General features: G+C 66.0%; 15 protein-coding genes. 1 reads left to right on the top strand and 14 read right to left on the bottom strand.

Going from position 1 to position 22,053, the window contains the following annotated elements:
- Positions 1–166: 166 nt before the first annotated feature.
- The 9 genes from der to ndk form a co-directional block, all read right to left on the bottom strand.
- Positions 167–1,510: a ribosome biogenesis GTPase Der gene (gene der, locus AC07S4_RS13820; protein WP_494987205.1), complete on the bottom strand. Its 1,344-nt coding sequence runs from the start codon at positions 1,508–1,510 to the stop codon at positions 167–169.
- Positions 1,511–1,514: 4 nt separating this feature from the next.
- Positions 1,515–2,672, bottom strand: a complete 1,158-nt coding sequence (bamB, locus tag AC07S4_RS13815; protein ID WP_494987204.1) for an outer membrane protein assembly factor BamB — start codon at positions 2,670–2,672, stop codon at positions 1,515–1,517.
- A gap of 84 nt (positions 2,673–2,756) precedes the next feature.
- Positions 2,757–3,413, bottom strand: a complete 657-nt coding sequence (locus AC07S4_RS13810; protein ID WP_494987203.1) for a YfgM family protein — start codon at positions 3,411–3,413, stop codon at positions 2,757–2,759.
- Between the two features lie 33 nt (positions 3,414–3,446).
- On the bottom strand, positions 3,447–4,805 hold the full coding sequence (gene hisS, locus AC07S4_RS13805) for a histidine--tRNA ligase (protein ID WP_494987202.1): 1,359 nt from the start codon (positions 4,803–4,805) through the stop codon (positions 3,447–3,449).
- Positions 4,798–6,057 (bottom strand): flavodoxin-dependent (E)-4-hydroxy-3-methylbut-2-enyl-diphosphate synthase, encoded by a 1,260-nt coding sequence (gene ispG / locus AC07S4_RS13800; RefSeq protein ID WP_494987201.1) that lies wholly within the window; start codon positions 6,055–6,057, stop codon positions 4,798–4,800. The genes hisS and ispG overlap by 8 nt, the downstream gene beginning before the upstream one ends.
- Before the next feature lie 28 nt (positions 6,058–6,085).
- On the bottom strand, positions 6,086–7,129 hold the full coding sequence (locus AC07S4_RS13795; protein ID WP_494987200.1) for a helix-turn-helix domain-containing protein: 1,044 nt from the start codon (positions 7,127–7,129) through the stop codon (positions 6,086–6,088).
- A gap of 13 nt (positions 7,130–7,142) precedes the next feature.
- The gene (gene pilW, locus AC07S4_RS13790) at positions 7,143–7,967 is read right to left on the bottom strand and encodes a type IV pilus biogenesis/stability protein PilW (protein ID WP_494987199.1); all 825 of its coding nucleotides are present in this window, start codon (positions 7,965–7,967) and stop codon (positions 7,143–7,145) included.
- On the bottom strand, positions 7,967–9,154 hold the full coding sequence (gene rlmN / locus AC07S4_RS13785) for a dual-specificity RNA methyltransferase RlmN (protein WP_494987198.1): 1,188 nt from the start codon (positions 9,152–9,154) through the stop codon (positions 7,967–7,969). The genes pilW and rlmN overlap by 1 nt, the downstream gene beginning before the upstream one ends.
- Before the next feature lie 75 nt (positions 9,155–9,229).
- Complete coding sequence (ndk, locus tag AC07S4_RS13780) at positions 9,230–9,637, bottom strand: nucleoside-diphosphate kinase (RefSeq protein ID WP_090314593.1); 408 nt, start codon at positions 9,635–9,637, stop codon at positions 9,230–9,232.
- 206 nt (positions 9,638–9,843) lie between these two features.
- Here ndk and AC07S4_RS13775 point away from each other — a divergent pair, with 206 nt between their 5' ends.
- Complete coding sequence (locus AC07S4_RS13775) at positions 9,844–10,533, top strand: Bax inhibitor-1/YccA family protein (protein ID WP_494987197.1); 690 nt, start codon at positions 9,844–9,846, stop codon at positions 10,531–10,533.
- Positions 10,534–10,602: 69 nt separating this feature from the next.
- Here AC07S4_RS13775 and pbpC read toward each other — a convergent pair whose 3' ends face one another.
- From pbpC to AC07S4_RS13750, 5 genes are all read right to left on the bottom strand, one after another.
- Positions 10,603–12,699 carry a penicillin-binding protein 1C gene (gene pbpC / locus AC07S4_RS13770; RefSeq protein WP_494987196.1) on the bottom strand — a complete coding sequence of 699 codons (2,097 nt, stop codon included), beginning with the start codon at positions 12,697–12,699 and terminating at the stop codon, positions 10,603–10,605.
- A gap of 29 nt (positions 12,700–12,728) precedes the next feature.
- A complete protein-coding gene (locus AC07S4_RS13765; protein ID WP_494987195.1) occupies positions 12,729–18,374 on the bottom strand; it encodes an alpha-2-macroglobulin family protein in 5,646 nt (1,881 codons plus the stop codon).
- A gap of 96 nt (positions 18,375–18,470) precedes the next feature.
- Positions 18,471–19,904, bottom strand: a complete 1,434-nt coding sequence (gene rlmD, locus AC07S4_RS13760) for a 23S rRNA (uracil(1939)-C(5))-methyltransferase RlmD (protein WP_494987194.1) — start codon at positions 19,902–19,904, stop codon at positions 18,471–18,473.
- A 133-nt stretch (positions 19,905–20,037) separates the two neighbouring features.
- Positions 20,038–21,066, bottom strand: coding sequence for an RNA polymerase sigma factor RpoS (gene rpoS, locus AC07S4_RS13755; protein ID WP_161075549.1), 1,029 nt, complete (start codon positions 21,064–21,066; stop codon positions 20,038–20,040).
- 6 nt (positions 21,067–21,072) lie between these two features.
- A complete protein-coding gene (locus tag AC07S4_RS13750; RefSeq protein ID WP_494987193.1) occupies positions 21,073–22,029 on the bottom strand; it encodes a peptidoglycan DD-metalloendopeptidase family protein in 957 nt (318 codons plus the stop codon).
- Positions 22,030–22,053: the final 24 nt, after the last annotated feature.

Raw genomic sequence — 22,053 nt, 5'->3', positions numbered from 1 at the left:
TGTGTAAGAATTGGAGGCGACTCGCTGTATTTCAAGTGCCCGGCATCATACTCTGCCTGGAGAATGATGCTGCCAAGCTACTGTAACCTGTTTTTGACATTCGTGCAGTGCGTAGCGTGCAGGAATGTCAATCTTTAAGCTGCTTATCAGTTTTTAAGCCAGCTGCTTATTTTACGCGCTTGTCGAACGGGTTTTTACCGGTGCGCAGTTCGATGCGCAGCGGCGTGCCGACCAGGTTGAAGGTATCGCGGAAATGCTTTTCCAGATAACGCTTGTACGGGTCGGACACGGCGTCCAGCGAATTGCCGTGGATAACGATGACCGGCGGGTTCATGCCGCCCTGGTGCGCATAGCGCATCTTCGGACGGATGGAGCCCTTGCGCTTCGGTTCCTGCTTCTCCACCGCTTCCTGCAGCGCGCGGGTCAGCTTGGGGGTCGACAGGTCGGCCATGGCGGCGGCGTAAGCCTGGTCCACCGACTTCATCAGCGGGCCGATGCCGGAGGCCTTCAGCGCCGAAATGAAGTGCATCTTGGCGAAGCCCAGGAAGTCCAGCTTGCGGTCCAGGTCGATCTTGATCTCGTCGCGGTCGTCCGACTGCAGGCCGTCCCACTTGTTGACGGCCACCACCAGCGCGCGGCCCGACTCCAGCACGAAGCCGGCGATGTGGGCGTCCTGCTCGGAGATGTCCTGCTGGGCGTCCAGCATCAGGATCACGACGTTGGCTTCCGAAATCGACTGCAGGGTCTTGACCACCGAGAATTTCTCGATGGCTTCGAACACGCGGCCGCGGCGGCGGATGCCGGCCGTGTCGATCAGCGTGTACTGCTTGCCGTCGCGCTCGAAGGGAATCTCGATCGAGTCGCGCGTGGTGCCCGGCATGTCGAAGGCGATCACGCGCTCTTCGCCCAGCAGGGTGTTGATCAGCGTGGACTTGCCCACGTTGGGGCGGCCCACCAGCGCGATCTTCACGCCGCGCTCGGCCGGGGCCAGCTCCTCGGCGTCTTCCGGACGCTGCTCGAACGCCTTGTCCAGCGCCTCTTCCACCAGGTCGTGCACGCCGTCGCCGTGGGCGGCGGAGATCACATACGGATCGCCCATGCCCAGCTCGTAGAAGTCGGACACCACGGCGGTGTAGCGCATGCCTTCGGACTTGTTCACCACCAGCAGCACCGGACGGCCGGATTTGCGCAGGAAGTCGGTGATGGTCTTGTCATGCGGCGTCAGGCCCTGGCGGCCGTCGACCAGGAACACCACGATGTCCGCTTCCGCGACGGCCTGCTTGGTCTGCAGCGCCATCTGGAACATGATGCCTTCCTTGGCGACCGGCTCGAAACCGCCGGTGTCGATGACCAGGAAGGGGCGTTCGCCCAGACGGCCTTCGCCATAGTGGCGATCGCGCGTCAGGCCTGGCAAGTCCGCCACCAGCGCGTCGCGCGAGCGGGTCAGACGATTGAATAAGGTCGATTTCCCGACATTGGGTCGACCTACGAGTGCTATAACCGGCTTCATTGTATTACTCGACCGCTAACGCGGTCACTGTCCCTGATTGGGTTTGGAAAATCAAATTCGAGCCAGCGATGACGGGCGACGACTGGATCGCCGTGCCGTCGGTGCTGACCCGGGCTATTAGTGCGCCATCTTCGCGCGACAGGAAGTGAATGTGGCCCTGGAAGTCGCCCACGGCCACACTGCGGCCGAAAGATGCGGGCGTGGACAGGCGGCGGAAGGCCAGCTTGTCGCTTTTCCAGGCACTCTGGCCGCCTTCGCGGGAGAAGGCCGCCACGGCGCCCTTCTCGTCGGCGGTGAACACGAAACGCTGGTCCACCGCCACGCCGACGTCGGAAGACACTTCCTTGGTCCAGCGCGCCTGGCCGCCGGCCAGGTCAAAGCAGCCCACGCGGCCCTGGTAGGTCACCGCGCAGATATCTTTCTCGAACACCACCGGGGTGCCGGCCACGTCGGCCACGCGCTCCAGTTCGGTGGCGCCTTTCGGCTCGCCCACCGACACTTCGAAGCGCGGCACGCCGGTCGCCAGGGTCAGCGCCAGCAGCTTGCCGCCGGGCTGGCCGACGTAGACGTTGGCGCCGCTGATGACCATGCCCGGCGCATTGCGCAGGGTCAGGGCCGGGGTGGTGCGCAGCACGGACCAGCGCTTGGCGCCGGTCTTGGCTTCGAAGGCCGTGATGCGGTTGTCCACCGAGCGCACGATGACGACGTCGTCCGCCGCCACCGGCGAGGACAGCACTTCGCTCGAGGCCTGGGCCTTCCACAGCTGCTTGCCGCTGCCGTCGAAGGCGATGATGTTGCCCTTCAGGCCGCCCACCACCACCACTTCGCCGTTCGGGCTCACGCCCACGCCGGCGGTCAGGTCGCTGCCGGCCTTGACGCGCCACAGCTGCTTGCCGCTGGCCGCGTCCAGGCGCGCCAGGGCGCCGTCCGCGTCGGCCACGAACACGCTGCCGGCGGCGGCGGCGGGGCTGAAGTTGTACGCGCCGGACTTGCCGATCGAGTATTTCCAGGCGGTCTTCACCGCCATGCTGCTTTTCAGTTCCACCAGCGCGGCGGGCTTGTCCTTGGGCTCGCTGGCGAAAGGATTGATCTTGTCCAAGGTGCTGCAACCTGCGGCCAGGGCCAGCAGGCTTACGCCAACTACTTTACCGGTAATACGCATAAATATCCTTAAGCATGCATTGCGACGGCGCGGCGGGTTACGGCGCTGCGCGCCTGACCCGCCCTACGCTCCGATTTTTCGTTCTTAAGCTGCGGCCTTGGGTTCGGCTGGCACGGTGCCGCCGATGGCTTCGAGCTTGAGCTGGATCAGCTGGCGGCCCGGGGTTTTCTTATCGGTAGCGGTCAGCGCGGCCAGGTAGGCGGTGCGCGCTTCGGCCAGCTTGTTCTGCGCGGCCAGCACGTCGCCCTTGCGGTCGGCCACGGCGCCTTCGAACTGCTTGGGCACCGCCACGGCCAGCACTTTCAGCGCTTCGTCGTAGGCTTTTTCGTCCAGCAGCACGCCGGCCAGGCGCACGCGCGCGATGGCTTTGTATTCGTCGTTGCCGTGCTCAATGGCCCAGTTCAGCTGGGTCTTCGCGGTTTTCAGGTCATTCGCCTCGAAGGCTTGCTTGGCCGACGCCAGCGCGGTCATGGCCGCGTAGGAGGTGCTGGCGAACTTGGTCTCCATGTCGGCGGTGGCGCGCTGCACCTTGGCCGCGTCCTTGGCCGCGATGGCGGTCTGCAGTTCGTCGTACAGCGCCGAGGCCGATGCGGCCTGGTCGCGCTGGTAGTAGTTCCAGCCATTCCAGCCGGAATAGGCCGCCAGGCCCGCGATCAGTACCCACGACGTCAGGTTGCCGTATTTGGCCCACCAGGCTTTGAAGTTAGCTAGCTGTTCTTGTTCTTCGAGATCGTATGCCATGAAATTACTCTGTGCTCTGGTTAAGGGTTGATATTAATGCTTGCAGTTTTCGTCATGCACGTGGAAATGGTGGTGCTCCTCACCATCGCCCGTGATGTGGTCCACAATGTAGTCCACCACGCTGTCAAACGCGACGGTGGCTTGCTGATGCTCGCCTTCTTCGCCGCGCATGGCCTTCACATTGGCCGTGGCGTTCGCCACTTCGGATTCGCCGATGATGACGGCGAAGGAAGCGCCGCTGCCGTCGGCCTTCTTCATCTGGCTCTTGAAGGAGCCGGCGCCGCTCAGGGCGGCGCAGTGCAGCACCACGTCCAGGCCGGCGTCGCGCAGGCGCTCGGCCAGCACGAAAGCCTGCAGCTGGGCTTCTTCGCCCTGGTGCACCATGTACACGTCGCACTGGTTCGGGTCGGCGGGCTCGCCGGCCGATTTCATCAGCTCCACCAGGCGCTCGATGCCCATGGCGAAGCCCACCGCCGGGGTAGGCTTGCCGCCGAAGGTTTCGAACAGCGGGTCGTAGCGGCCGCCGGCGCAGACCGTGCCTTGCGTGCCCAGCTCGTCCGTCACCCATTCAAACACGGTGCGGTTGTAGTAGTCCAGGCCGCGCACCAGGCGGGTGTTGATGGTGAACGGGATGTTGTTGTGGTTCAGGATCTTCTGCACGCCGTTGAAGTGCGCCAGCGAGCCTTCGCCCAGGTAGTCCAGCAGCTTGGGCGCGTTGTTCACCAGCTCCTGCATGGCCGGGTTCTTGGTGTCCAGGATGCGCAGCGGGTTGGTGTGCAGGCGGCGCTGGGCTTCGGCGTCCAGCAGTTCGCTGTGCGATTCCAGGTAGGCGATCAGGTCCACGCGGTGCTTGGCTCGCTCGTCGGCGTCACCGATGGAGTTCAGTTCCAGGCGGATGTTTTCCAGGCCCAGGTCGTCCCACAGGCGGCGGCACAGCATGATCATTTCGGCGTCCACGTCCGGGCCGGTGAAGCCCACGGCCTCGCAGCCGAACTGGTGGAACTGGCGGTAGCGGCCACGCTGCGGCTTCTCGTGGCGGAACATCTGGCCTTTGTACCACAGGCGTTTCGGGCCTTCGTACACCAGGTTGTTCTCGATCACGGAGCGCACCACGCCGGCCGTGCCTTCGGGGCGCAGGGTCAGCGCGTCGCCGTTCATCGAGTCGGTGAAGGAGTACATTTCCTTTTCCACGATGTCGGTGACGGCGCCGATGGCGCGCGCGAACAGGCTGGTGTTCTCGACGATGGGGGTGCGGATCTGCTGGAAGCCGTAGCTCTGCACCACGGACTGCGCGGTGTTCTCGAACAGCTCCCACAGGTGCGCGTCCTGCGGCAGCAGGTCGTTCATGCCCTTGATGGCGGTAATCTTTTCAGCTTTTTTATTATCAGACATATGCTTTGCCGTAGTTCTTTTTAACGTAATCCAGCACGATGGCCTGGAATTCCTGGACGATATTGTCGCCGCGCAAGGTGGCGAATTTCTGGCCGTCGACAAACACCGGCGCGGCAGGCGATTCGCCGGTGCCGGGCAGGCTGATGCCGATGTTGGCGTGCTTGGACTCGCCGGGTCCGTTGACGATGCAGCCCATGACGGCCACGTTCATCGCTTCCACGCCCGGATAGCTCTGCTTCCATTCCGGCATGGAGTCGCGCAGATAGGTCTGGATGTCGTCCGCCAGCTCCTGGAAGGTGGTGGACGTGGTGCGGCCGCAGCCCGGGCACGCGATCACCATGGGGGTGAATTTGCGCAAGCCCATGGTTTGCAGTATCTCCTGTCCCACCACCACTTCCTTGGTGCGGTCGCCGCCCGGTTCCGGGGTCAGCGAAATGCGGATGGTGTCGCCTATGCCTTCCTGCAGCAGCACCGAGAGCGCGGCGGTCGAGGCCACGATGCCCTTGCTGCCCATGCCCGCTTCGGTCAGGCCCAGGTGCAGCGGATAGTCGCAGCGCTTGCCCAGCTCGCGGTACACGGCGATCAGGTCCTGCACGCCGGAGACCTTGCAGGACAGGATGATCTTGTCGCGGCCCATGCCCAGCTCTTCCGCGCGCACCGCGTTTTCAATCGCGGACGTGATCAGCGCTTCGTACATGACGGCCTGCGCGCTCCACGGATTCGCGCGCGCGGCGTTCTCGTCCATGATGCGCGCCAGCAGCGCCTGGTCCAGGCTGCCCCAGTTGACGCCGATGCGCACCGGCTTGTCGTGCTTGATGGCCACTTCGATCATCTGCGCGAATTGCGTGTCGCGCTTGGCGCCCTTGCCCACGTTGCCGGGGTTGATGCGGTACTTGGACAGCGCCTGGGCGCAGTCCGGGTAGTCGGTCAGCAGGGTGTGGCCGTTGTAGTGGAAGTCGCCCACCAGCGGCACGTCGATGCCCATCTTGTCCAGCTGGTCGCGGATGTAGGGCACGGCGGCGGCCGCTTCCGGGCGGTCCACCGTCAGGCGCACCAGCTCGGAACCGGCGCGCGCCAGTTCCTTGATCTGGATGGCGGTGCCCACGGCGTCGGCCGTGTCGGTATTGGTCATCGACTGCACCACCACGGGCGCGTCGCCGCCGACCCAGATCTTGCGGTCGCCATGGGCCACCAGCACGCTGCGGCTGCCACGGCGCGCTTGCGGGCCGGAGGGGATTGCGGTGTTCGGCATCGTATCGTCCATCTTGATTGCTTGATACTTATTTAATATTCACGCGTGCAATTGTACCGCCTGGCACTTCTGGCAGCGCCAATGGCTGGCCGCGCAGGGTCGCCTGCACGTGGCCGGGCTTGCCAACGATGAGCAGCGCCGCGTCGTTGATCTCGAACTGTTCCGTGCTGCCGCCCTTGACCAGGCGCGCAATCAGGGACGGCTTGCCGGGACGGCGGATTTCCACCCACGAATCGTCGGTGAACTTCAGCACCAGCGTGGCCGGGCCGGCTGCGGCGGCCGGCGCCGGAGCGGCGGCTGCGGGAACTACGGCGGGAGCGGCTGCGGCCGGCGCAGGGGCGGCGGCTGGCGCAGGAGTCACAGGCGCGGGCTGGACCGGGACCGGCGCAGGAGCGGCGGCCGCAGGCGCAGGAGCGGCCGCAGGGGCAACGCCGGCCGGCGTTGCCGCCGGGCTGGCAGCCGAGGCAGCGGCGCCCGGCGTGGCGTCCGCCGGCGGCAAGGATACGAGCGGCACGTTGGGCGAAATCAGCGGTGCGGTGTCGGCGCCCGGCTTGGCCACCGTTTCCAGCGGCGCCACGGCGGGCGCGCTGGCGGCAGGCGCTTCTTCCCTGGCGCTGTGCGGCAGGTTCGGTATCATGCCGGCCTGGTAGGCGCCGGCCACGGCCACCACTACGGCCACCACGGCCGCGCCTATCACCCAGCCCGCAGGCTTGGACGAGCGCTGCGTGAGCGACGGGAAGCGCGACTCCGAGAACGTGGCAGAAATTTTTTCGCGGCGCACAGGCGGCGCGGTTTCCTGGCTGGTCGCCGGATTCACTTCTATCATGGCCACCAGCGGCGCAGCATCGAGCTTCAGCACCTTGGCGTAGGCGCGCACAAAGCCGCGCGTGACGGCCATGTTCGGCAGGGCCGCATAGTCACCCGCTTCCAGCGCCACCACCTGGCGCGGCGCCAGCTTCAGCTGGTCCGCAATCTGGTCCACGGTCAATCCCAGCGCCTCGCGCTGGGCCTTCAGCTGCGCACCGGGCGTGCCGCTCTGCTTCTCAGGCTGTTCCGCCCACTCTGAATTCATAGGTATACCTGTCTCACTCATCAAACGCCCCACGTTGATAGGCAGCATATTCCGGCGAGCCGGTATGGTGGCGGCGCAATTGCGTCACCCAAGCCGATTCCGCGCCCGTGTCGCCGAGTTTATGCTGCACCCTGATTGCAAGCCACAGCACGTCTGCCGACAAGCTGTCCATTTTGGCTAGCTTGCCCAGCCGGGTAATGAAAAAACCGGCGCGCACATAGTCGCGCCGCTCGTAGTAGATCCGCGCCAGGTTGGCGTTGGTCGCCGGCACGTCCGGCGCAATCTTCAATGCCGGCAGCAGATACTTCTCTGCCGTGCTGTTATCTTTCAGCTTCAGCGCGCAATTGCCCGCGTTATTGTAGGCATCCGCCGGCGACTGGTAAGTACGCACAGCCAGCGCGGCGTCGAAATACTTGAACGATTCGGCCACGCGGCCGTGGCGGCACAGGAAGGAACCGTAATTGTTGTTCACTTCCGGATTGTTCGGCGCCATTTTCAGGGCGCGCACGAAGTTGTCCTCGGCCAGCTCCCGTTCGTCCATCGCCATATAGATCACGGCGCGCATGGCGTAGGCGTCCACCTTCTCGGGCTCGGCCGCCAGGGCCTTCTTGATTTCGTCCAGCGCCACCGCGTACTGGCCTTGCTGGTAGTAGCCTATGGCCAGCTGCATGCGGATCTCGGCGCGCTTTTGCGCCGCCGTCTGGTCCGACGCGGTGGCCAGCTCGGCCTTGCCGCTCTGCCCCGGCGCAGGCGCCGAAGTCGACGCGCAGCCGCACAGCAGCCCGGCCAGGCCGAGGGCGGCGAGGCGCAGCAGGCAGCGGTGGGCTAGTACGGTCATCAGGAACGGATCTCCACGATCTTGCCGAAGTCGGCGCCGAATTTCTTCTGGTATTCTGCCATTTTACCCATGCGCTCCTGCACGCGGGTACGGTCTTGCACTTCGCCGGCCAGCTGGCCGCAGGCGGCATCGATGTCGTCGCCGCGCGTTTTGCGGATGGTGGTGACGATGCCGGCGTCCATCAGGATCTGGGCGAACTGCTTGATGCGCTCGTTTTTCGAGCGGAACAGGCCCGATTCCGGGAAGGGGTTGAACGGTATCAGGTTGAATTTGCAGTTGACGCCGAATTCGCGGTGCTTGACCAGGGCCACCAGCTCGCGCGCGTTGTCGTCGCTGTCGTTGAAGCCGTCCAGCATGCAGTATTCAAAGGTGATGAAGTCGCGCGGGGCGAATTCCAGGTAGCGCTTGCACGCGGCCATCAGTTCGGCCAGCGGGTATTTCTTATTCAGCGGCACCAGGCCGTCGCGCAGCGGGTCGTTCGAGGCGTGCAGCGACACGGCCAGCGCCACCGGCACCACCTGGGACAGCTTGTCCATCATCGGCACCACGCCGGAGGTGGACAGGGTCACGCGGCGGCGCGACAGGCCGTAGGCGTTGTCGTCCAGCATGAGTTTCAGCGCGGTGGCGGTCGGGTCGAAGTTGAGCAGCGGCTCGCCCATGCCCATCATCACCACGTTGGTGATCTGGCGCTCGCCTTTCGGGCCGGGCTCGATGCCCTTGGTGCGGCGCAGTTCGAATTCGGCCATCCACAGCTGGCCGATGATTTCGCCCACGGTCAGGTTGCGCGAGAAGCCCTGCTTGCCGGTGGAGCAGAAGCGGCAGTTCACGGCGCAGCCGGCCTGGGTGGAGATGCACAGCGTGCCGCGGTTTTCTTCCGGAATGAACACGGTTTCGACGGCATTGCCGTTGCCGACGTCGACCAGCCATTTGCGGGTGCCGTCGGTGGAGGTATGGTCGCTGATGATGGCCGGCGCCGTGATGTGGGCGCGGGTTTTCAGCTTGTCGCGCAGCGACTTGGCCAGGTCGGTCATCGAATCGAAGTCCGACGCGCCGAACTGGTGGATCCAGCGCTGCAGTTGCTTGGCACGGAACGGCTTCTCACCCAACTCCGCACAGTAGGCGATCAGTTGCTCCGGATCGAAATCCAGAAGGTTGGTCAGAGCGGCGGCGTTCACGGGCGTATTCATTTCAGGGTTCAAAACAATTCTAAAAAACACCGTTTCCACCCGCCGGGGCGAGGCGGAAACGGGGTATTGCGAAAATTACTTACCGAAGAAGTAAGCGATTTCTACGGCGGCGGCTTCGACAGCGTCGGAACCGTGGACAGCATTGGCGTCGATCGAATCGGCGAAATCAGCACGGATGGTGCCTTTTTCAGCCTTCTTAGGATCGGTAGCGCCCATCAGTTCGCGGTTTTTCAGGACTGCGTTCTCGCCTTCCAGTGCCTGGATCATGACAGGACCGGAGACCATGAAGTCAACCAGATCCTTGAAGAAGCCGCGCTCTTTGTGCGCAGCGTAGAAACCTTCAGCCTCTTCACGCGACAGCTGCTTCATTTGCGCAGCAACGATCTTCAAGCCAGCGCCTTCGAAACGGCTGTAGATTTGGCCGATAACGTTTTTTGCAACTGCGTCTGGTTTGATGATCGACAGGGTGCGTTCGATTGCCATTTGAAAAACTCCAATAAAAAGAAAGGTTTAAAACAAAATTGATGACTCAATCAACCTTCGATTTTACCATAGAACCCCATGCCCAACCCAGATTCACTGCCAGGCCCGATTTTAAGCCCCTTCTAAGCCGGTTTTTGCGCCTTTTGGGCGGAGCGTGCTATGCTTTTAGCAAGCGGTGCTCCGCACCTATCCTTTGGAGGCAATTCATGATCAACATGCAGAAAACCTACGACCTGTCCGGCAGTAGCGCCAACACCATGGCGGTGCGCCACAACGTGCTGCGCAACACCTACTGGCTGCTGGCCCTGTCGATGATCCCGACCGTGCTGGGCGCCTTCGCCGGCGTGCTGATGCAGGTTCCGGTGCCGCGCGGCTTTATCGGCTTCATCGTCTTCATGGCGATCGCCTACGGCTTTATCTGGGGCATCGAAAAGAACAAGAACAGCGGACTGGGCGTGGGCCTGCTGCTGGGCTTCACCTTCTTCATGGGCCTGATGCTGACACCGCTGCTGACGCGGACCCTGGGCTTCTCCAACGGCGGCTCGCTGATCATGCTGGCATTCGGCGGCACGGCGGCCGTGTTTGCCACGCTGGCCAGTATCGCCACCGTGTCCAAGCGCGACTTCTCGGCCATGGGCAAATGGCTGTTCGCCGGCGTGATCGTAATGATCGTGGCCAGCCTGGCCAACATCTACTTCCAGATGCCGGCGCTGCACATAGCGATCTCGGTGATGGTGATCGGCATTTTCTCGGCCTACATCCTGTACGACGTGCAGCAGATCGTGAACGGCGGCGAAACCAACTACGTGAGCGCCACCTTGGCCCTGTACCTGGACGTGTACAACATCTTCACCAGCCTGCTGAGCCTGCTGGGTCTGGGCGGCTCGCGCGACTAAGCGCCAGCCCCCCTCCCCTCAAAAAGCCGGCCTCGCGCCGGCTTTTTTACGCCTGCGCGAGTCCGGCAATTAGGGTTCGCGGGCCGCGCCGCGCACGGTGAAGCGGGTGGTGGCAACCGGGCTGCCGGCCGCATCGAGCAGCGCCAGCTCATGCCGGCCAGGCTCCGGACGCCAGGCGTAGCTGGCGGCGGGGCCGAGGGTGGCGCCGTCCAGCTGCCAGCGCAGGCCCTGCCCCGCCTGGGCCTGGAAGAATACGCGCTGGCTGGCGTCGGGGATATCCGGGTCGATGGCGATGATGCTGGCGTCGGCCGGGTACAGGATGCGCGGGGCGCGGCGGGCGTCCTGCAGCAGCGCCACTTCGGCGCTCTCCGTGCCGGCGATAAACCACTCCGCGCGCGGCGGCTCGAATGCCGGCTGCCAGGCCACGTCGCGCCGCAGCACGCCGGGCGGCGCGGCCGGGGCGCGGCTGGGGACGTGCTGGTGCAGATAGTCCATCACGTCGCGCCAGACCGGCGCGGCGCCGGTGACGCCGGACACGTCCCACATAGAGCCGCCGTCGAAATTGCCGACCCACACGCCCACCGTGTAGCGCTCGCTGTAGCCCACGCACCAGTTGTCGCGCATGTCCTTGCTGGTGCCGGTCTTGACCGCCGCCCAGAAAGTGGTGGCCAGCTCGTTTTTCAGCCCGAAGGTGACGCTGCGGGCGGCCCGGTCGGACAGGATGTCGCCAACGATGAAGGCGGCCCGCGCATCCAGCACGCGGTGCTTGCGCTCCGGCGCGCGCGGCAGCAGGCTGGCCGTGCCCTGCAGGCCGCCGCTGGCCAGGGTGCGGTAGGCGTTGGCCAGCTCCAGCAAGCTGACGTCGGCCGAGCCCAGCGCCAGCGAATAACCGTAGTAATCGGCCGCTTCGGTCAGGCTGTCCAGTCCCAGGCTGCGCAGGCGCTCGTGGAAGCGGTCCAGGCCCACCATCATCAGGGTACGCACGGCGGGCACGTTGAGCGATCCGGCCAGGCTGGTGCGGGCGCTGACGTAGCCTTTGAATTCCTTGTCGTAGTTCTGCGGTATGTAGAGGCCGGAGGCGGTGGAGATGTCGACCGCCGTATCGTCCAGCAGCGAGGCGGCGGTGAGCTGCTTGCGCTCCAGCGCCAGCCCGTACAGGAAGGGCTTCAGGGTGGAGCCGGCCTGGCGCAGCGCGGCAACGCCGTCGACCTCGCTGCCGCCCGCGTTGCCGACATAGGCCAGGATGTCGCCGCTGGCATTGTCCAGCACCACCAGCGCGCCGTCCTTTACGTTGCGCTCGCGCAGGGACATGATCTGCTGGCGCAAGGCCGCTTGCGCAAAGCGCTGTAAGGCCGCGTCCAGCGTGCTGCGCACTTGCTGCGACGGCGCCGTCAGCAGCTTCTGCGCCACTTGCGGCGCGGGCGCCAGCGCCGCCATGGCGGCCGAGCGCGCGAAGGCGCTGGCTGCGGCGCTTTCTATGGCGGAGCATGGGGTGTGGGCGTTCAGCTCCCCCGCCAGCGCGCAAGCGCGCCGCGCTACCAGCTTGGGCGCCGCCGACGGCGCGCGCAGCAGGCTGGCCAGGATGGCCGATTCGGCCACGTTCAGCCCGGACGGCGCCTTGCCGAACAGGCCGCGCGCGGCTGCGCCTATGCCTTGCAGCTCGCCCCGGAAAGTGACCAGGTTCAGATAGGCTTCCATGATCTGCGGCTTGGTCCAGGCCTGGTCCAGTTCCTGCGCAGCCCTGGCCTGGTCCCATTTCTGCCTCCAGCTGCGGCCCGCAGCCACGGGCTGCAGGGCCGGGTCCAGCTGCGCCGCCAATTGCATGGTGATGGTGGACGCGCCGCGCGGGCGGCGGCGGAACAGGTTGTCCCAGGCGGCCTTGCCCAGCGCTTCCAGGTCAACGCCGTCGTGCTGCATGAAGCGCTGGTCTTCGGCCTGCATGACAGCAGCACCGACGGCGGGAGAAATGTCGTCCAGCCTTACCCACGGCAGCCGCCGCGCGGCAAGGTCCACCCGCAGCGACTGGATCGCCACGCCGTTGCGGTCCAGCAGGGTTGAGTCTGAGGCGCGGTAGGCGGCCTGCACCTCGGCCGGCGTGGGGGTGGCGAAGGCGGGAGCGGCGGCCAGCAATAGCAACGCGCCACGCAGGCTGCTGCGGGCGCGCATCCCAATCCGCATCGCACTCCGCATCACAGTCATTTCACACTCACGGCGGCGTTGGGGAACTCGGCGAACGCCTCCGGGCTGTACATGGCTTCGACACGCGTGGGCGGCAGCTGGAACTGGCCGGCGTTGTTCAGGCGCACCGTGTACTCGACGCTCCATTTGCCTTTCGGGACGTACTCGTAATACGAACGGAAGGCTTCGAAGGTGCGCTCCTGGAACGCAGGCCATACCCAGCCCTTGCTCTTTTCGCCCGCCGTCATCAGCTGCGAGTCCTTGCCCAGTCCCGTGCCCAGCACGGAGGCGCTGGCGGGGATGGGGTCGTCCACCACCACCCACGTCATGTCGGCCTGCGCTTCCAGGTCCAGGCGCACGCGGTAGACGTCGCCGCGCGTCCACACGCCCTTCACCGCCTGCTCCACCGGCGTGATGGTCTTGACGATCCTGTAGCCGGACGAAATCGGCGCCTTCAGCGGAATCGCGGCCAGGCTCTGCACGGTCACCCAGGGCTTGCCGCTGCCGGCGTGCTTGAGCGAGAGCTCGGCAGCGCCGCGCGGCCAGGGCAGCAGCGCGCTGCCGCTGGCAGTGCCCGCGTCCAGCGCCACCCTCTTGCTGGCGCCGCCGATGGCCGCCGTGCTGCTGCCCCGCACCGGCTCGCGCTCGAATTTGTCCGAGAATTTGTCCAGCGCCAGCACGCCCCAGGCGTTGGCCACCGTGGTGTTCCAGCGCCCCTGGTGCTGGCGGCCCAGCGCGCCGCGCGCCAGGCGGCCCATGTCCGCCTTCCATGCCGGGTTGTCCGCCATGGCCAGCAGCAGGCGGTTGGCGTTCACGTCGCCCGACACCATCAGCCACCACCAGTTGTCATTGCGCTCGGTGGAGAAGCCCATGGTGGTGCCTTGCAGGTTGAGGCGCGCGCGCAGGATCTGCTGCGCCTGCGCCAGCCGCTTGTCGCGCTCGGGCAGATTGGCCACGCGCTGGTGGATCAGGTACCAGTCGATGACGGCCGAGGTGGGCCACAGGTTCGGCTCGGGGCTGAATGATTCCAGCTCGGCGGCTGTCACGCGGTCCACGCGCGACAGCGCTTCCAGCGCAGCCACCTTGCGCACCGCCAGGTCCGCCGTGGCGAGCGGCGAACCGCGCGTAATGCGGCCTTGCACGAAGTTCAGCAGGGCGTCCTCCATACGCGCTTTCAGTTCGGCCGGAATGGCGAAGCCGGCTTCCTGCACTGCCGACAGCACATAGGCGGTGAGCGAGTCGCTGCCCTGCTCCATCACCGGGAAGTATTTCAGCAGGCCGTCGCTGTCCAGATAGGCGGGCAGCTGCGCGGCCAGCTTCTGCCAGCGCTCGCGGTCGCGCAGGGCGATGGCGCGCGAAGTGTTCTGCTCGAAGCAGGTGTAGGGATAGGCCTGCATGTAGTCGCGCACGCCGGGCAGCTCGCTGCCCAGGCGCGCGGCAAACAGCGTCTGCACGCCGCCCCGTCCCGGCAGCGCGTCGACGGGCATTTGCACCTGCATGGCTTGCGGCTTGTCGAGCTGGAGCAGCGTGGCCTGCAGCGTGCGCACCGGCACGGCGGCCTTCACTGCCTGCTTCACGCGCAGGCGGTCCGAGGACGCGGCCTCCGCGCCCGCAACGCTGGCCGATACGTCCCATGCCAGTTCGCTGGCGCCCGCAGGCGCCTGGTAGTCCCAGCCCACTTCCTGCGCCATGCCGGCGGCAATGGCGACGCTCTGGCGCGGCAGCGCCTTGCCTGACACTTGCGCGTCCAGCGCCACGGTCAGGTCGCGCGCGGTGGCGTTGCGCAGCGTGAAGCCGGCGCGGAACTTGTCGCCTTCGCGCACCATGGCGGGCAGGCCGGAGAGCAGCATCACGTCCTGCGAGCTGCGGATTTCCGTGCGGCCGGTGCCGAACAGGTCCGCGTTCGCGGTGGCGATGGCGACGATGCGGAACGCGGTCAGCGAATCGTTGACCGGCACCTGCACGCTGGCCTCGCCGTTGGCGTCGAGCTTGACGCGGCCTTTCCAGAACAGCAGCGTATCGAACAGCTCGCGTCCGCCGCCTTTGCCGCCGCCGCCGCCGTGCGGCACCGCCTTGCGGCCGAAGTGGCGCTTGCCGACCACCTGCATCTGCGCCGTCGCGGTTTCCACTTGCAGGCCGCGCTGCTGCATCATCGTCTCCAGCAGGTCCCAGCTGGCATTCGGCATCAGCTCCAGCAGGCCGACGTCCACCGCCGCCAGCGCCACCTCGGCGCCCGCCGGTACAGGCGAGCCGTCGGCCCGCGTGACCTTGACCGAGACTTGCGCCCGCTCGCGCACCTTGTACACCTGGCGGTCGGTCTTCACCGCCACCTTCAGCTCATGCGCGGCCCAGCCCACGCGCAGCTGCGCCAGTCCCATCTTGTAGGCCGGCTTGCCCAGGTCGACCAGCGCGGTAGGCTGCACGCCCGCCACGCGGCCGCGCACCACCAGCGCGGACACGAACATATTCGGCGCGTAGTTCGGCTTGACGGGAATGCTGAACACGGGCGAGGAGCCGGACAGCTCCCGCACATAGGTATCGAGTATCCCTTCGCGCTCCACCGTCACCAGCGCGGTCGCCGAGCGGAAGGGCATGCGCAGCTGGAAGGTGGCCGTCTCGCCCGGCTCGTAGCGCTTACGCTCGGGCAGCAGGTCGATGCGGTCGTCGTCGCTGGCCTTGAACCACCAGTTGTCGCCGTCCGCCACCCAGGTTTCGCGGTTGGTGACGGCCACGCGCTGCTCGCCGTCCTGCGTCTTCGCACGCAGGATCAGGTTGCCCGACTCCGGCGCGGCCACTTCGCACACCAGCAGGCCGTGGGCGTCGGTGGCGCCTGCGCAAGCCTTGCCGAGCGCCTTGATCTCGCTGTTGTTCTCGTAGGCGTAGAAGCCGCCTATCAGGCGCCGCCGGTGCGAGTAGTTCAGGCGCTGGAAGAAGTCCACCTCCACCGGCGCGCCTGCCACGGGCTTGCCTTGCGTGTCCAGCACGGCCACCTGGAACTTGAGCGCGGCCTTGCTCAGCACCCAGCTGTCCGGCTTGATGCCGATGACCACACTCGACGGCCACAGCGGCACGCTGGTGGACGAGGACAGCGTTTCGCCGTTGGCGTCCTGGTAGGACATCTCCGCGAACAGCGACGCGGGCTGCTCCAGCCTGGGCAGCTTGTCCACCACCACGCGCGCGCCGCCGGCGCGGTCCAGCGTGATGCTTTGCGTTTTCACCGGCGCGCTGGCGTCGCCCGCAGCTTCGCCCTCCCCCGGCATGCCTTCGTATTCGCCCTCGTCCTCTTCCAGCTGCGCGCCTTCCTTGACCTTGCCCGGCTTGACATCGCCCATGGCGAAGGAGAAATCATCGTAGTCTTCGAAGGAGACGCTGCGTCCCTGCTGCGTGGTGCGCAGCTTGACCTGCGCGCCCGCCGCGCCGCCGCCGGACAGATAGCTGAGCTGCACGTACAGCGCCAGCTGCTCCGCCTGCACCACCGGCGCGGACGGGCCTTGCAGCAGCGCCTTCATGGTCGGCACGCGGAACTGCTCAACGCGGAAGCTGCCGCCCGAGCGGCCTTCGAACATCACGTCATACGTGCCCTGCTTCGCATCGGCCGGTATGGTCCACGCGCTTTCCGCCACGCCGCCGGCGCTCCACGCCAGCGGCAGTTCGTATTTCTGCTCGCTGCCCTGGTGCGTGATGATCACCTTGCCATCGCTGGCCTGCGGCGTGCCGTAGGCGAAGCCGCCCGCGTTGCGGCGGCGCAGGAAGTGCTTCATGTGCACCGTTTCACCGGCGCGCAGCAAGGTGCGGTCGAACACCGTGGCGGCGACGGTCTTGTCCGCGCCCAGGTATTCGGTGGGCACGTTGAAGCGCCAGCTCTCTATGCCCTCGGACCAGTTGGAGAGCGTGAACGTCATGTCGCCGCCGCTGCGGGCGCTGACGAAATAGCCTTCGTTGTATGGACAGCCTTCGTGCTGGATGTCCTCGCGTATGCTGGCCACGCCCATGGCGTCCGTGCGGCCTTGCCACAGCAGCTTGCCGGTACAGGCGCGCACCGCCACTTGCGCGTTGGGCACAGGCTGGCCCTTGTCCAGCGTGGTGACCCACACCAACGAGGATTCGGCGCCATGCTTGAAGTGCGCCACCATATTCGTCACCAGCGCCGCCGCGCTCACATAGGCCTGGCCAGGTTTGCCCTGCAGCGCCAGCGCCAGCTTGGGACTGGCCAGCTCCACCACGTAAAAGCCCGGCTTGCGCAGCGAGATGCCGATCACTTCAAACGCCTTGCCGCCGCCCGGCTTGGGCAGGTTGAAGCGCTCCGTCTTCGGCTGCGGCTTGCCTTTCGGCTCGGTGAACACGGACTCGTTCAGTTGCCAAAGCTCGCCCGGCACCCAGCCGCGGTCGCGGGTCTTGCCGCTGAGGCGGCGCAGCCAGGAGATCACTTGCAGGTCCTGCTGCGCATCCGGGCCGTCGAGGCGCAGCATGGCGCCCTCGGCGCCCCGGGCGCCATCGCCGGCCTTCGCTTTACGCGCGGCCAGGGTTGGCTCCACGTTGCGCACCGTGACGGGCAGCAGCTTGTCGCCGCGCGCCTCGATGATGCCGAAGCGCGCCGGGAATTTCACCAGCGGCGGCATGTCGCCGGTCTGCACGGCCAGCGGGAAGCGGGCCTGGTTCAGCAGGCTGCGGCCCGCGTCGTCCTTGAGCGCGTCCGGCAGCACCAGGCGCAGCCTGGCTTGCTCGGGGAAAGGTCCGGGAATGTTCACGCCGTTGACATACTCGGCCTGCGCCTCCTCCTTGGAGAACTGCGGCTTCCAGCTCTTGCCGCCCGGCCCGGACAGGACGATGGCGCGTGCGTCCGCCATGCGCACCGGCGCGCTGAAATTCACACGCACCGGCTGGAACGGTATGCAACGGCCCTTGGCGGACGGACGTTCGCACTGGAAGCTGGCGGTGAAGTCAGGCCGCGTCTTGAAGCTCAGCACCTGGTCGTGCTCATTGGCCAGGCCGCCGGGCGTGGCGATGGCGGCGCTCCACACCAGCGTCACCTTGGCGTCCTGCGGCAAGCTGCGCTTGCACTGCACCACGCTGACCGGCATCTGCCGCCGGCCGTCCTTGCGCGCATCCAGCACCTGCTGGCGTTCTTTGCCTTCGATCAGGCGCAGCGGGATTTTTTCGTTGATGCCTTCGGCGGTGCAGTAAGCGTGCTGCGCGATGTCCTCCGCCCGCGCTGCGGCGTCGAGCACGAGCACGAAGACCTGGTTCTCGTCGATATAGCCGGCGCCGCTGCGCGGCATGGAGAGCAGCACGGAGGGGCCGCCGGTGCTGAAGCTGTAGCTGCGCTCACCGCCCAGCGGCTTGCCCGCCACGTCGTTCAGCGCGGGCTTGAGGGTGAAGCGGCACGCCACGCCGGCCGGCAGGTCGCGCTCGAAGTCGTAGACCCAGCTGCCGCCGTCGACCCAGCGGCCCTGCCCCGCCGGCGCCTTGGCGCCGCCGCAGTCGGCGTCGAAGGGATCGCCCAGGCGCAGGTCGCCCAGGGGGACCATTTGCGCCGTGAAGCGCGCCTTGACCTGCCGCACGCCTTTCACCACGCCTTGCGGCGAAAAGGCTTCCACCGCTGTCTGCGCCTGCGCGGCGAAGGACAGCAGGCACAGTAAAGCTAAAGTCGGCACGGCGCGCATATGGACTCCCAGGCTGGATGCAGCTGCCAGTGTTGCAAATCCACTAACGCATGTCAACCATGCCAAGGACCCGGACGCCCCGGGAACGGCGCCAGCTTAGGCTGCGGCGCCCAGCGGGCTGACCGCGTCTTCCGGCGCCACGGCGGCCGGGATGTCGCGGCCGTCGGCCAGCTGGGTGACCAGCGCGTCGATGTCCAGGTCGAACACCGCCATCGATTCCACGTGCGAGGTGTGCGGGAACATGTTCACCACGCCGGCCTTGTTCAGCACATAGCCGCACAGGTGCACCAGCACGCCGGAGTCGCGCGCCAGCGTGGACGGGCTGCAGGACACGTACACGATGCGCTTCGGCAGCAGCTCGGGATGGGTCTTCTTCAGCTCCGCCAGCGCCAGCGACAGCGCCATGGCGCCGTCGCGCGGCGGGTCGATCAGCATGCGGTCGAATTTGCCGAGGGCGATCAGGTCTTCCTTGCTCACCTCGAACAGGTTGCGCGTCATGAAGCTGGTCTTTTCCGACACGCCGTTCACCACCGCGTTCGACAGCGCGCGCTCGGTCAGCGCGGTGCTGCCTTCAATGCCCACCACTTCGCGCGCCTGCGTGGCCAGCGGCAGCGTGAAGTTGCCCAGGCCGCAGAACAGGTCGGCCACGCGGTCCTGGGGCTGCACTTCCAGCAGGCGCAAGGCCTTGGACACCAGCACGCGGTTGATGTGGTGGTTCACCTGCGTGAAGTCGACCGGCTTGAACGGCATGCGCACATTGAACTCGGGCAGCAGGTAGTGCAGCTGCTTGTCCAGCGGGTAGAACGGGTAGGCGGTGTCCGGGCCCTTGGGCTGCAGCCACCACTGGATGTTGTACTGGTCGGCGAAGGCTTTCACCTTGCTCTCGTCGTCCGCCGTCAGCGCTTCCATATTGCGCAGCACCAGCACGGTCAGGTCTTCGCCGATGGCCAGTTCGATCTGCGGCACCTTGTCGAAGATGCTCAGCGAACCGATCAGGGCGCGCAGCGGCATCATCATGTCCGACACGTGCGGCGGCAGGATCTGGCAGCTCTGGATGTCGGCCACGTAGGACGATTTCTTTTCATGGAAGCCCACCAGCACCGTGTTCTTCTTGGCCACGAAGCGCACCGACAGGCGCGCGCGGTAGCGGTAGCCCCAGGTCGGGCCGTACATCGGGCGCATCACGTTGCCGGCTTTGACTTTGGACAGGTGCCAGAGGTTGTCCTCCAGCGTGCGCTGCTTGATGGCCACCTGCGCGCTCGGCTCGAGGTGCTGCATGGAGCAGCCGCCGCAATAGTCGAAGTGCACGCACTTGGGCTTGATGCGCATGGACGACTCCTTGCGGATCTCGACCAGGGTGGCCGCTTCCCAGTTCTTCTTTTTCTTGAACGTTGCAAAGGTGACGCGCTCGCCCGGCAGCGCGCCCTCCACGAAGACGACCTTGCCCGGCGTACCGTCTTCGTTTTCGATGTGGCCGACGCCGCGGGCGTCCATGTCAAGCGATTTGATGTCGATGATAGTGTCTTGCATAACGTTCAAGATGATAGGGAGGCTAAAGCAAGCCGCAGGGGGCTTTCGGAAGGGCGATATGATAGCAGATGCGCGCCCGCAGGTCGCGGCCTGAGGCTGAGGGGGCGGGCGGCGGGGGACCGGCCGGCGGTGTTTACAGCAGGGAGTCCCGCACCACGCCGCGCGCGGCCATGGCGCGCTTGAGTTTGACCAGCGCTTCCTGCTGGATCTGGCGCACCCGCTCGCGCGTGACGCCCATTTCCTCGGCCAGCGTTTCCAGCGTGGCCGGATCGTCGTTATCCAGCCCGAAGCGGCGCATGATGACGATGCGCTGCTTGTCCGGCAGCTTGGTGAGCCAGTCGCGCACCAGCACCGTCATTTCGTGGTGTTCGGCGCGCGCGTCCGGCGCGTCGTCGCTGTCGCCGGGCAGCATGTCCATCAGCGACGATTGCGGGTCGTTGTCGAGCGGCGCGTCCAGCGAGGTGGCGTGTTCGGACAGCGCCAGGATGTCCTGCACCTCCTCCACCGGCCGCCCCACCAGCTCGGCGATATCCTCGGCGGTGGCGTCCTTGCCGTTGTGGTGCTGCGCTTCCAGATGGTATTTGCCGCGCAGGATCTGGTTCAGTTCGCGCACCATGTGCACCGGCAGCCGCACCGTGCGCGCCTGGTTCATGATGGCGCGCTCTATGCTCTGGCGTATCCACCAGGTGGCGTAGGTGGAGAAGCGGAAGCCGCGCTCGGGCTCGAACTTGTCGATGGCGCGCATCAGGCCGATGTTGCCCTCCTCTATCATGTCGAGCAGGACCACGCCGCGGTTGATGTAGTGCTTGGCGATGGAAACGACGAGCCGCAGATTGTGCTCGATCATGGTCTGGCGGGCGGAGAAGTCGCCCGCCTTGGCCAAGGTGGCGTAGTGCACCTCTTGCGGCGCGGTCAGCAGCGGGCGCGTGCCGATCTGGTTCAGGTAGTGCTGGGTGGTGTCGGTGGACAGCTCGGCGGCCAGCACTTTTTTCAGCTCGTCGACGCTTTCCAGCACCGCGCCCACTTCCGGCGCCGCGCCGCTGGCGCCGCCCACATCGCCGTCTTCCGCATCGCCGTCGCCGGCTGCATCGTCGATTTGCTCGTCCGGAAAATCATCCGGCAGGGCATCGTCATCCAGGCGGTCGTGCGGCGAGTGTGTCATGGGTAGCTAGCGGTTAGGCAAGAACTTCGATGGATCGACCGGCTTGCCCTGCTGCCTGATTTCAAAGTGCAGCTTGACGGCGTCGGTATCTGAATCCCCCATTTCTGCAATCATCTGCCCCTTGCGCACGCTATCCCCTTCTTTCACCAGGATGGTACGGTTATGCGCATAGGCCGACAGCAGACTATTACTGTGCTTCACAATAACGAGATTACCATATCCACGGATGCCGCTACCGGCATACATCACTTTTCCTGCACTTGCCGCCATCACCTGTTGGCCCGCCTTGCCGGCGATATCGAGACCCTTGTTCTTGCCTTCGTCGAAGGTGGCGATCACGCGCCCCTCGGACGGCCAGGACCAGGTCAGCTCGCGGTCTTCGGCGCTCAGCTGCAGGGCCGCTGCGGCGGGTGCGGCGGCGGCCGGCGCCGGGGCGGCGGCGGCCGGCACCGGCTTGTCCACGCGCGCAGGCGCGGGCTTGCCGTTGCCGCTGTCGCCGTCGTCGGAACGCTGCAGCTCGGCCAGCGCGCCTTCGCTCCAAGGCTTCTTCTCGCCGCGCGGGCCGGTCTTTTTCAGCACCGGCGCCTTGCTCTCGGTGCTGCCCGGCAGCGGCACGGCCAGCGTCTGCACGCCGCCCACCGATTCCGGCGGCTGCACGCGCAGCACCTGGTCCACCTTGATGTCGTTCGGGTTGGCCAGGTTGTTCCAGGCCACCAGGTCGCGGTAATTCTGGCCATGCTCGAGCGCGATGCGGATCAAGGTGTCGCCGCGCTTGACGGTGTACAGGCCGCGCTCGTCGCGCTCCTTCTGCGCATCCTCGCTGGGCGCGGGCGGCTTGGCGGACGGCGGCGTGGCCACCGGCGTGGTGCGGTCGACTACGGGCGCCTGGTTGGGCACGGTGCTACAGGCGCTCAGCACGCACAGGGAAATGCTCAGCAATAACAGGGAACTCTTATTCGTCATACTCATCTTAATAGGTAAACTTCA

Source organism: Pseudoduganella sp. GW821-FHT05F09 (assembly GCF_059419605.1).
Note: the sequence above shows the minus strand (reverse complement) of the source record. Positions and strands in the feature narration are given on the sequence as shown.

Excerpts from the sequence above, each read along its gene's own strand:
- der (WP_494987205.1), bottom strand. The coding sequence starts at position 1,510 with ATGAAGCCGGTTATAGCACTCGTAGGTCGACCCAATGTCGGGAAATCG.
- bamB (WP_494987204.1), bottom strand. The coding sequence starts at position 2,672 with ATGCGTATTACCGGTAAAGTAGTTGGCGTAAGCCTGCTGGCCCTGGCC.
- AC07S4_RS13810 (WP_494987203.1), bottom strand. The coding sequence starts at position 3,413 with ATGGCATACGATCTCGAAGAACAAGAACAGCTAGCTAACTTCAAAGCC.
- hisS (WP_494987202.1), bottom strand. The coding sequence starts at position 4,805 with ATGTCTGATAATAAAAAAGCTGAAAAGATTACCGCCATCAAGGGCATG.
- ispG (WP_494987201.1), bottom strand. The coding sequence starts at position 6,057 with ATGCCGAACACCGCAATCCCCTCCGGCCCGCAAGCGCGCCGTGGCAGC.
- AC07S4_RS13795 (WP_494987200.1), bottom strand. The coding sequence starts at position 7,129 with ATGAATTCAGAGTGGGCGGAACAGCCTGAGAAGCAGAGCGGCACGCCC.
- pilW (WP_494987199.1), bottom strand. The coding sequence starts at position 7,967 with ATGACCGTACTAGCCCACCGCTGCCTGCTGCGCCTCGCCGCCCTCGGC.
- rlmN (WP_494987198.1), bottom strand. The coding sequence starts at position 9,154 with ATGAATACGCCCGTGAACGCCGCCGCTCTGACCAACCTTCTGGATTTC.
- ndk (WP_090314593.1), bottom strand. The coding sequence starts at position 9,637 with ATGGCAATCGAACGCACCCTGTCGATCATCAAACCAGACGCAGTTGCA.
- AC07S4_RS13775 (WP_494987197.1), top strand. The coding sequence starts at position 9,844 with ATGATCAACATGCAGAAAACCTACGACCTGTCCGGCAGTAGCGCCAAC.
- pbpC (WP_494987196.1), bottom strand. The coding sequence starts at position 12,699 with ATGCGCGCCCGCAGCAGCCTGCGTGGCGCGTTGCTATTGCTGGCCGCC.
- AC07S4_RS13765 (WP_494987195.1), bottom strand. The coding sequence starts at position 18,374 with ATGCGCGCCGTGCCGACTTTAGCTTTACTGTGCCTGCTGTCCTTCGCC.
- rlmD (WP_494987194.1), bottom strand. The coding sequence starts at position 19,904 with ATGCAAGACACTATCATCGACATCAAATCGCTTGACATGGACGCCCGC.
- rpoS (WP_161075549.1), bottom strand. The coding sequence starts at position 21,066 with ATGACACACTCGCCGCACGACCGCCTGGATGACGATGCCCTGCCGGAT.
- AC07S4_RS13750 (WP_494987193.1), bottom strand. The coding sequence starts at position 22,029 with ATGACGAATAAGAGTTCCCTGTTATTGCTGAGCATTTCCCTGTGCGTG.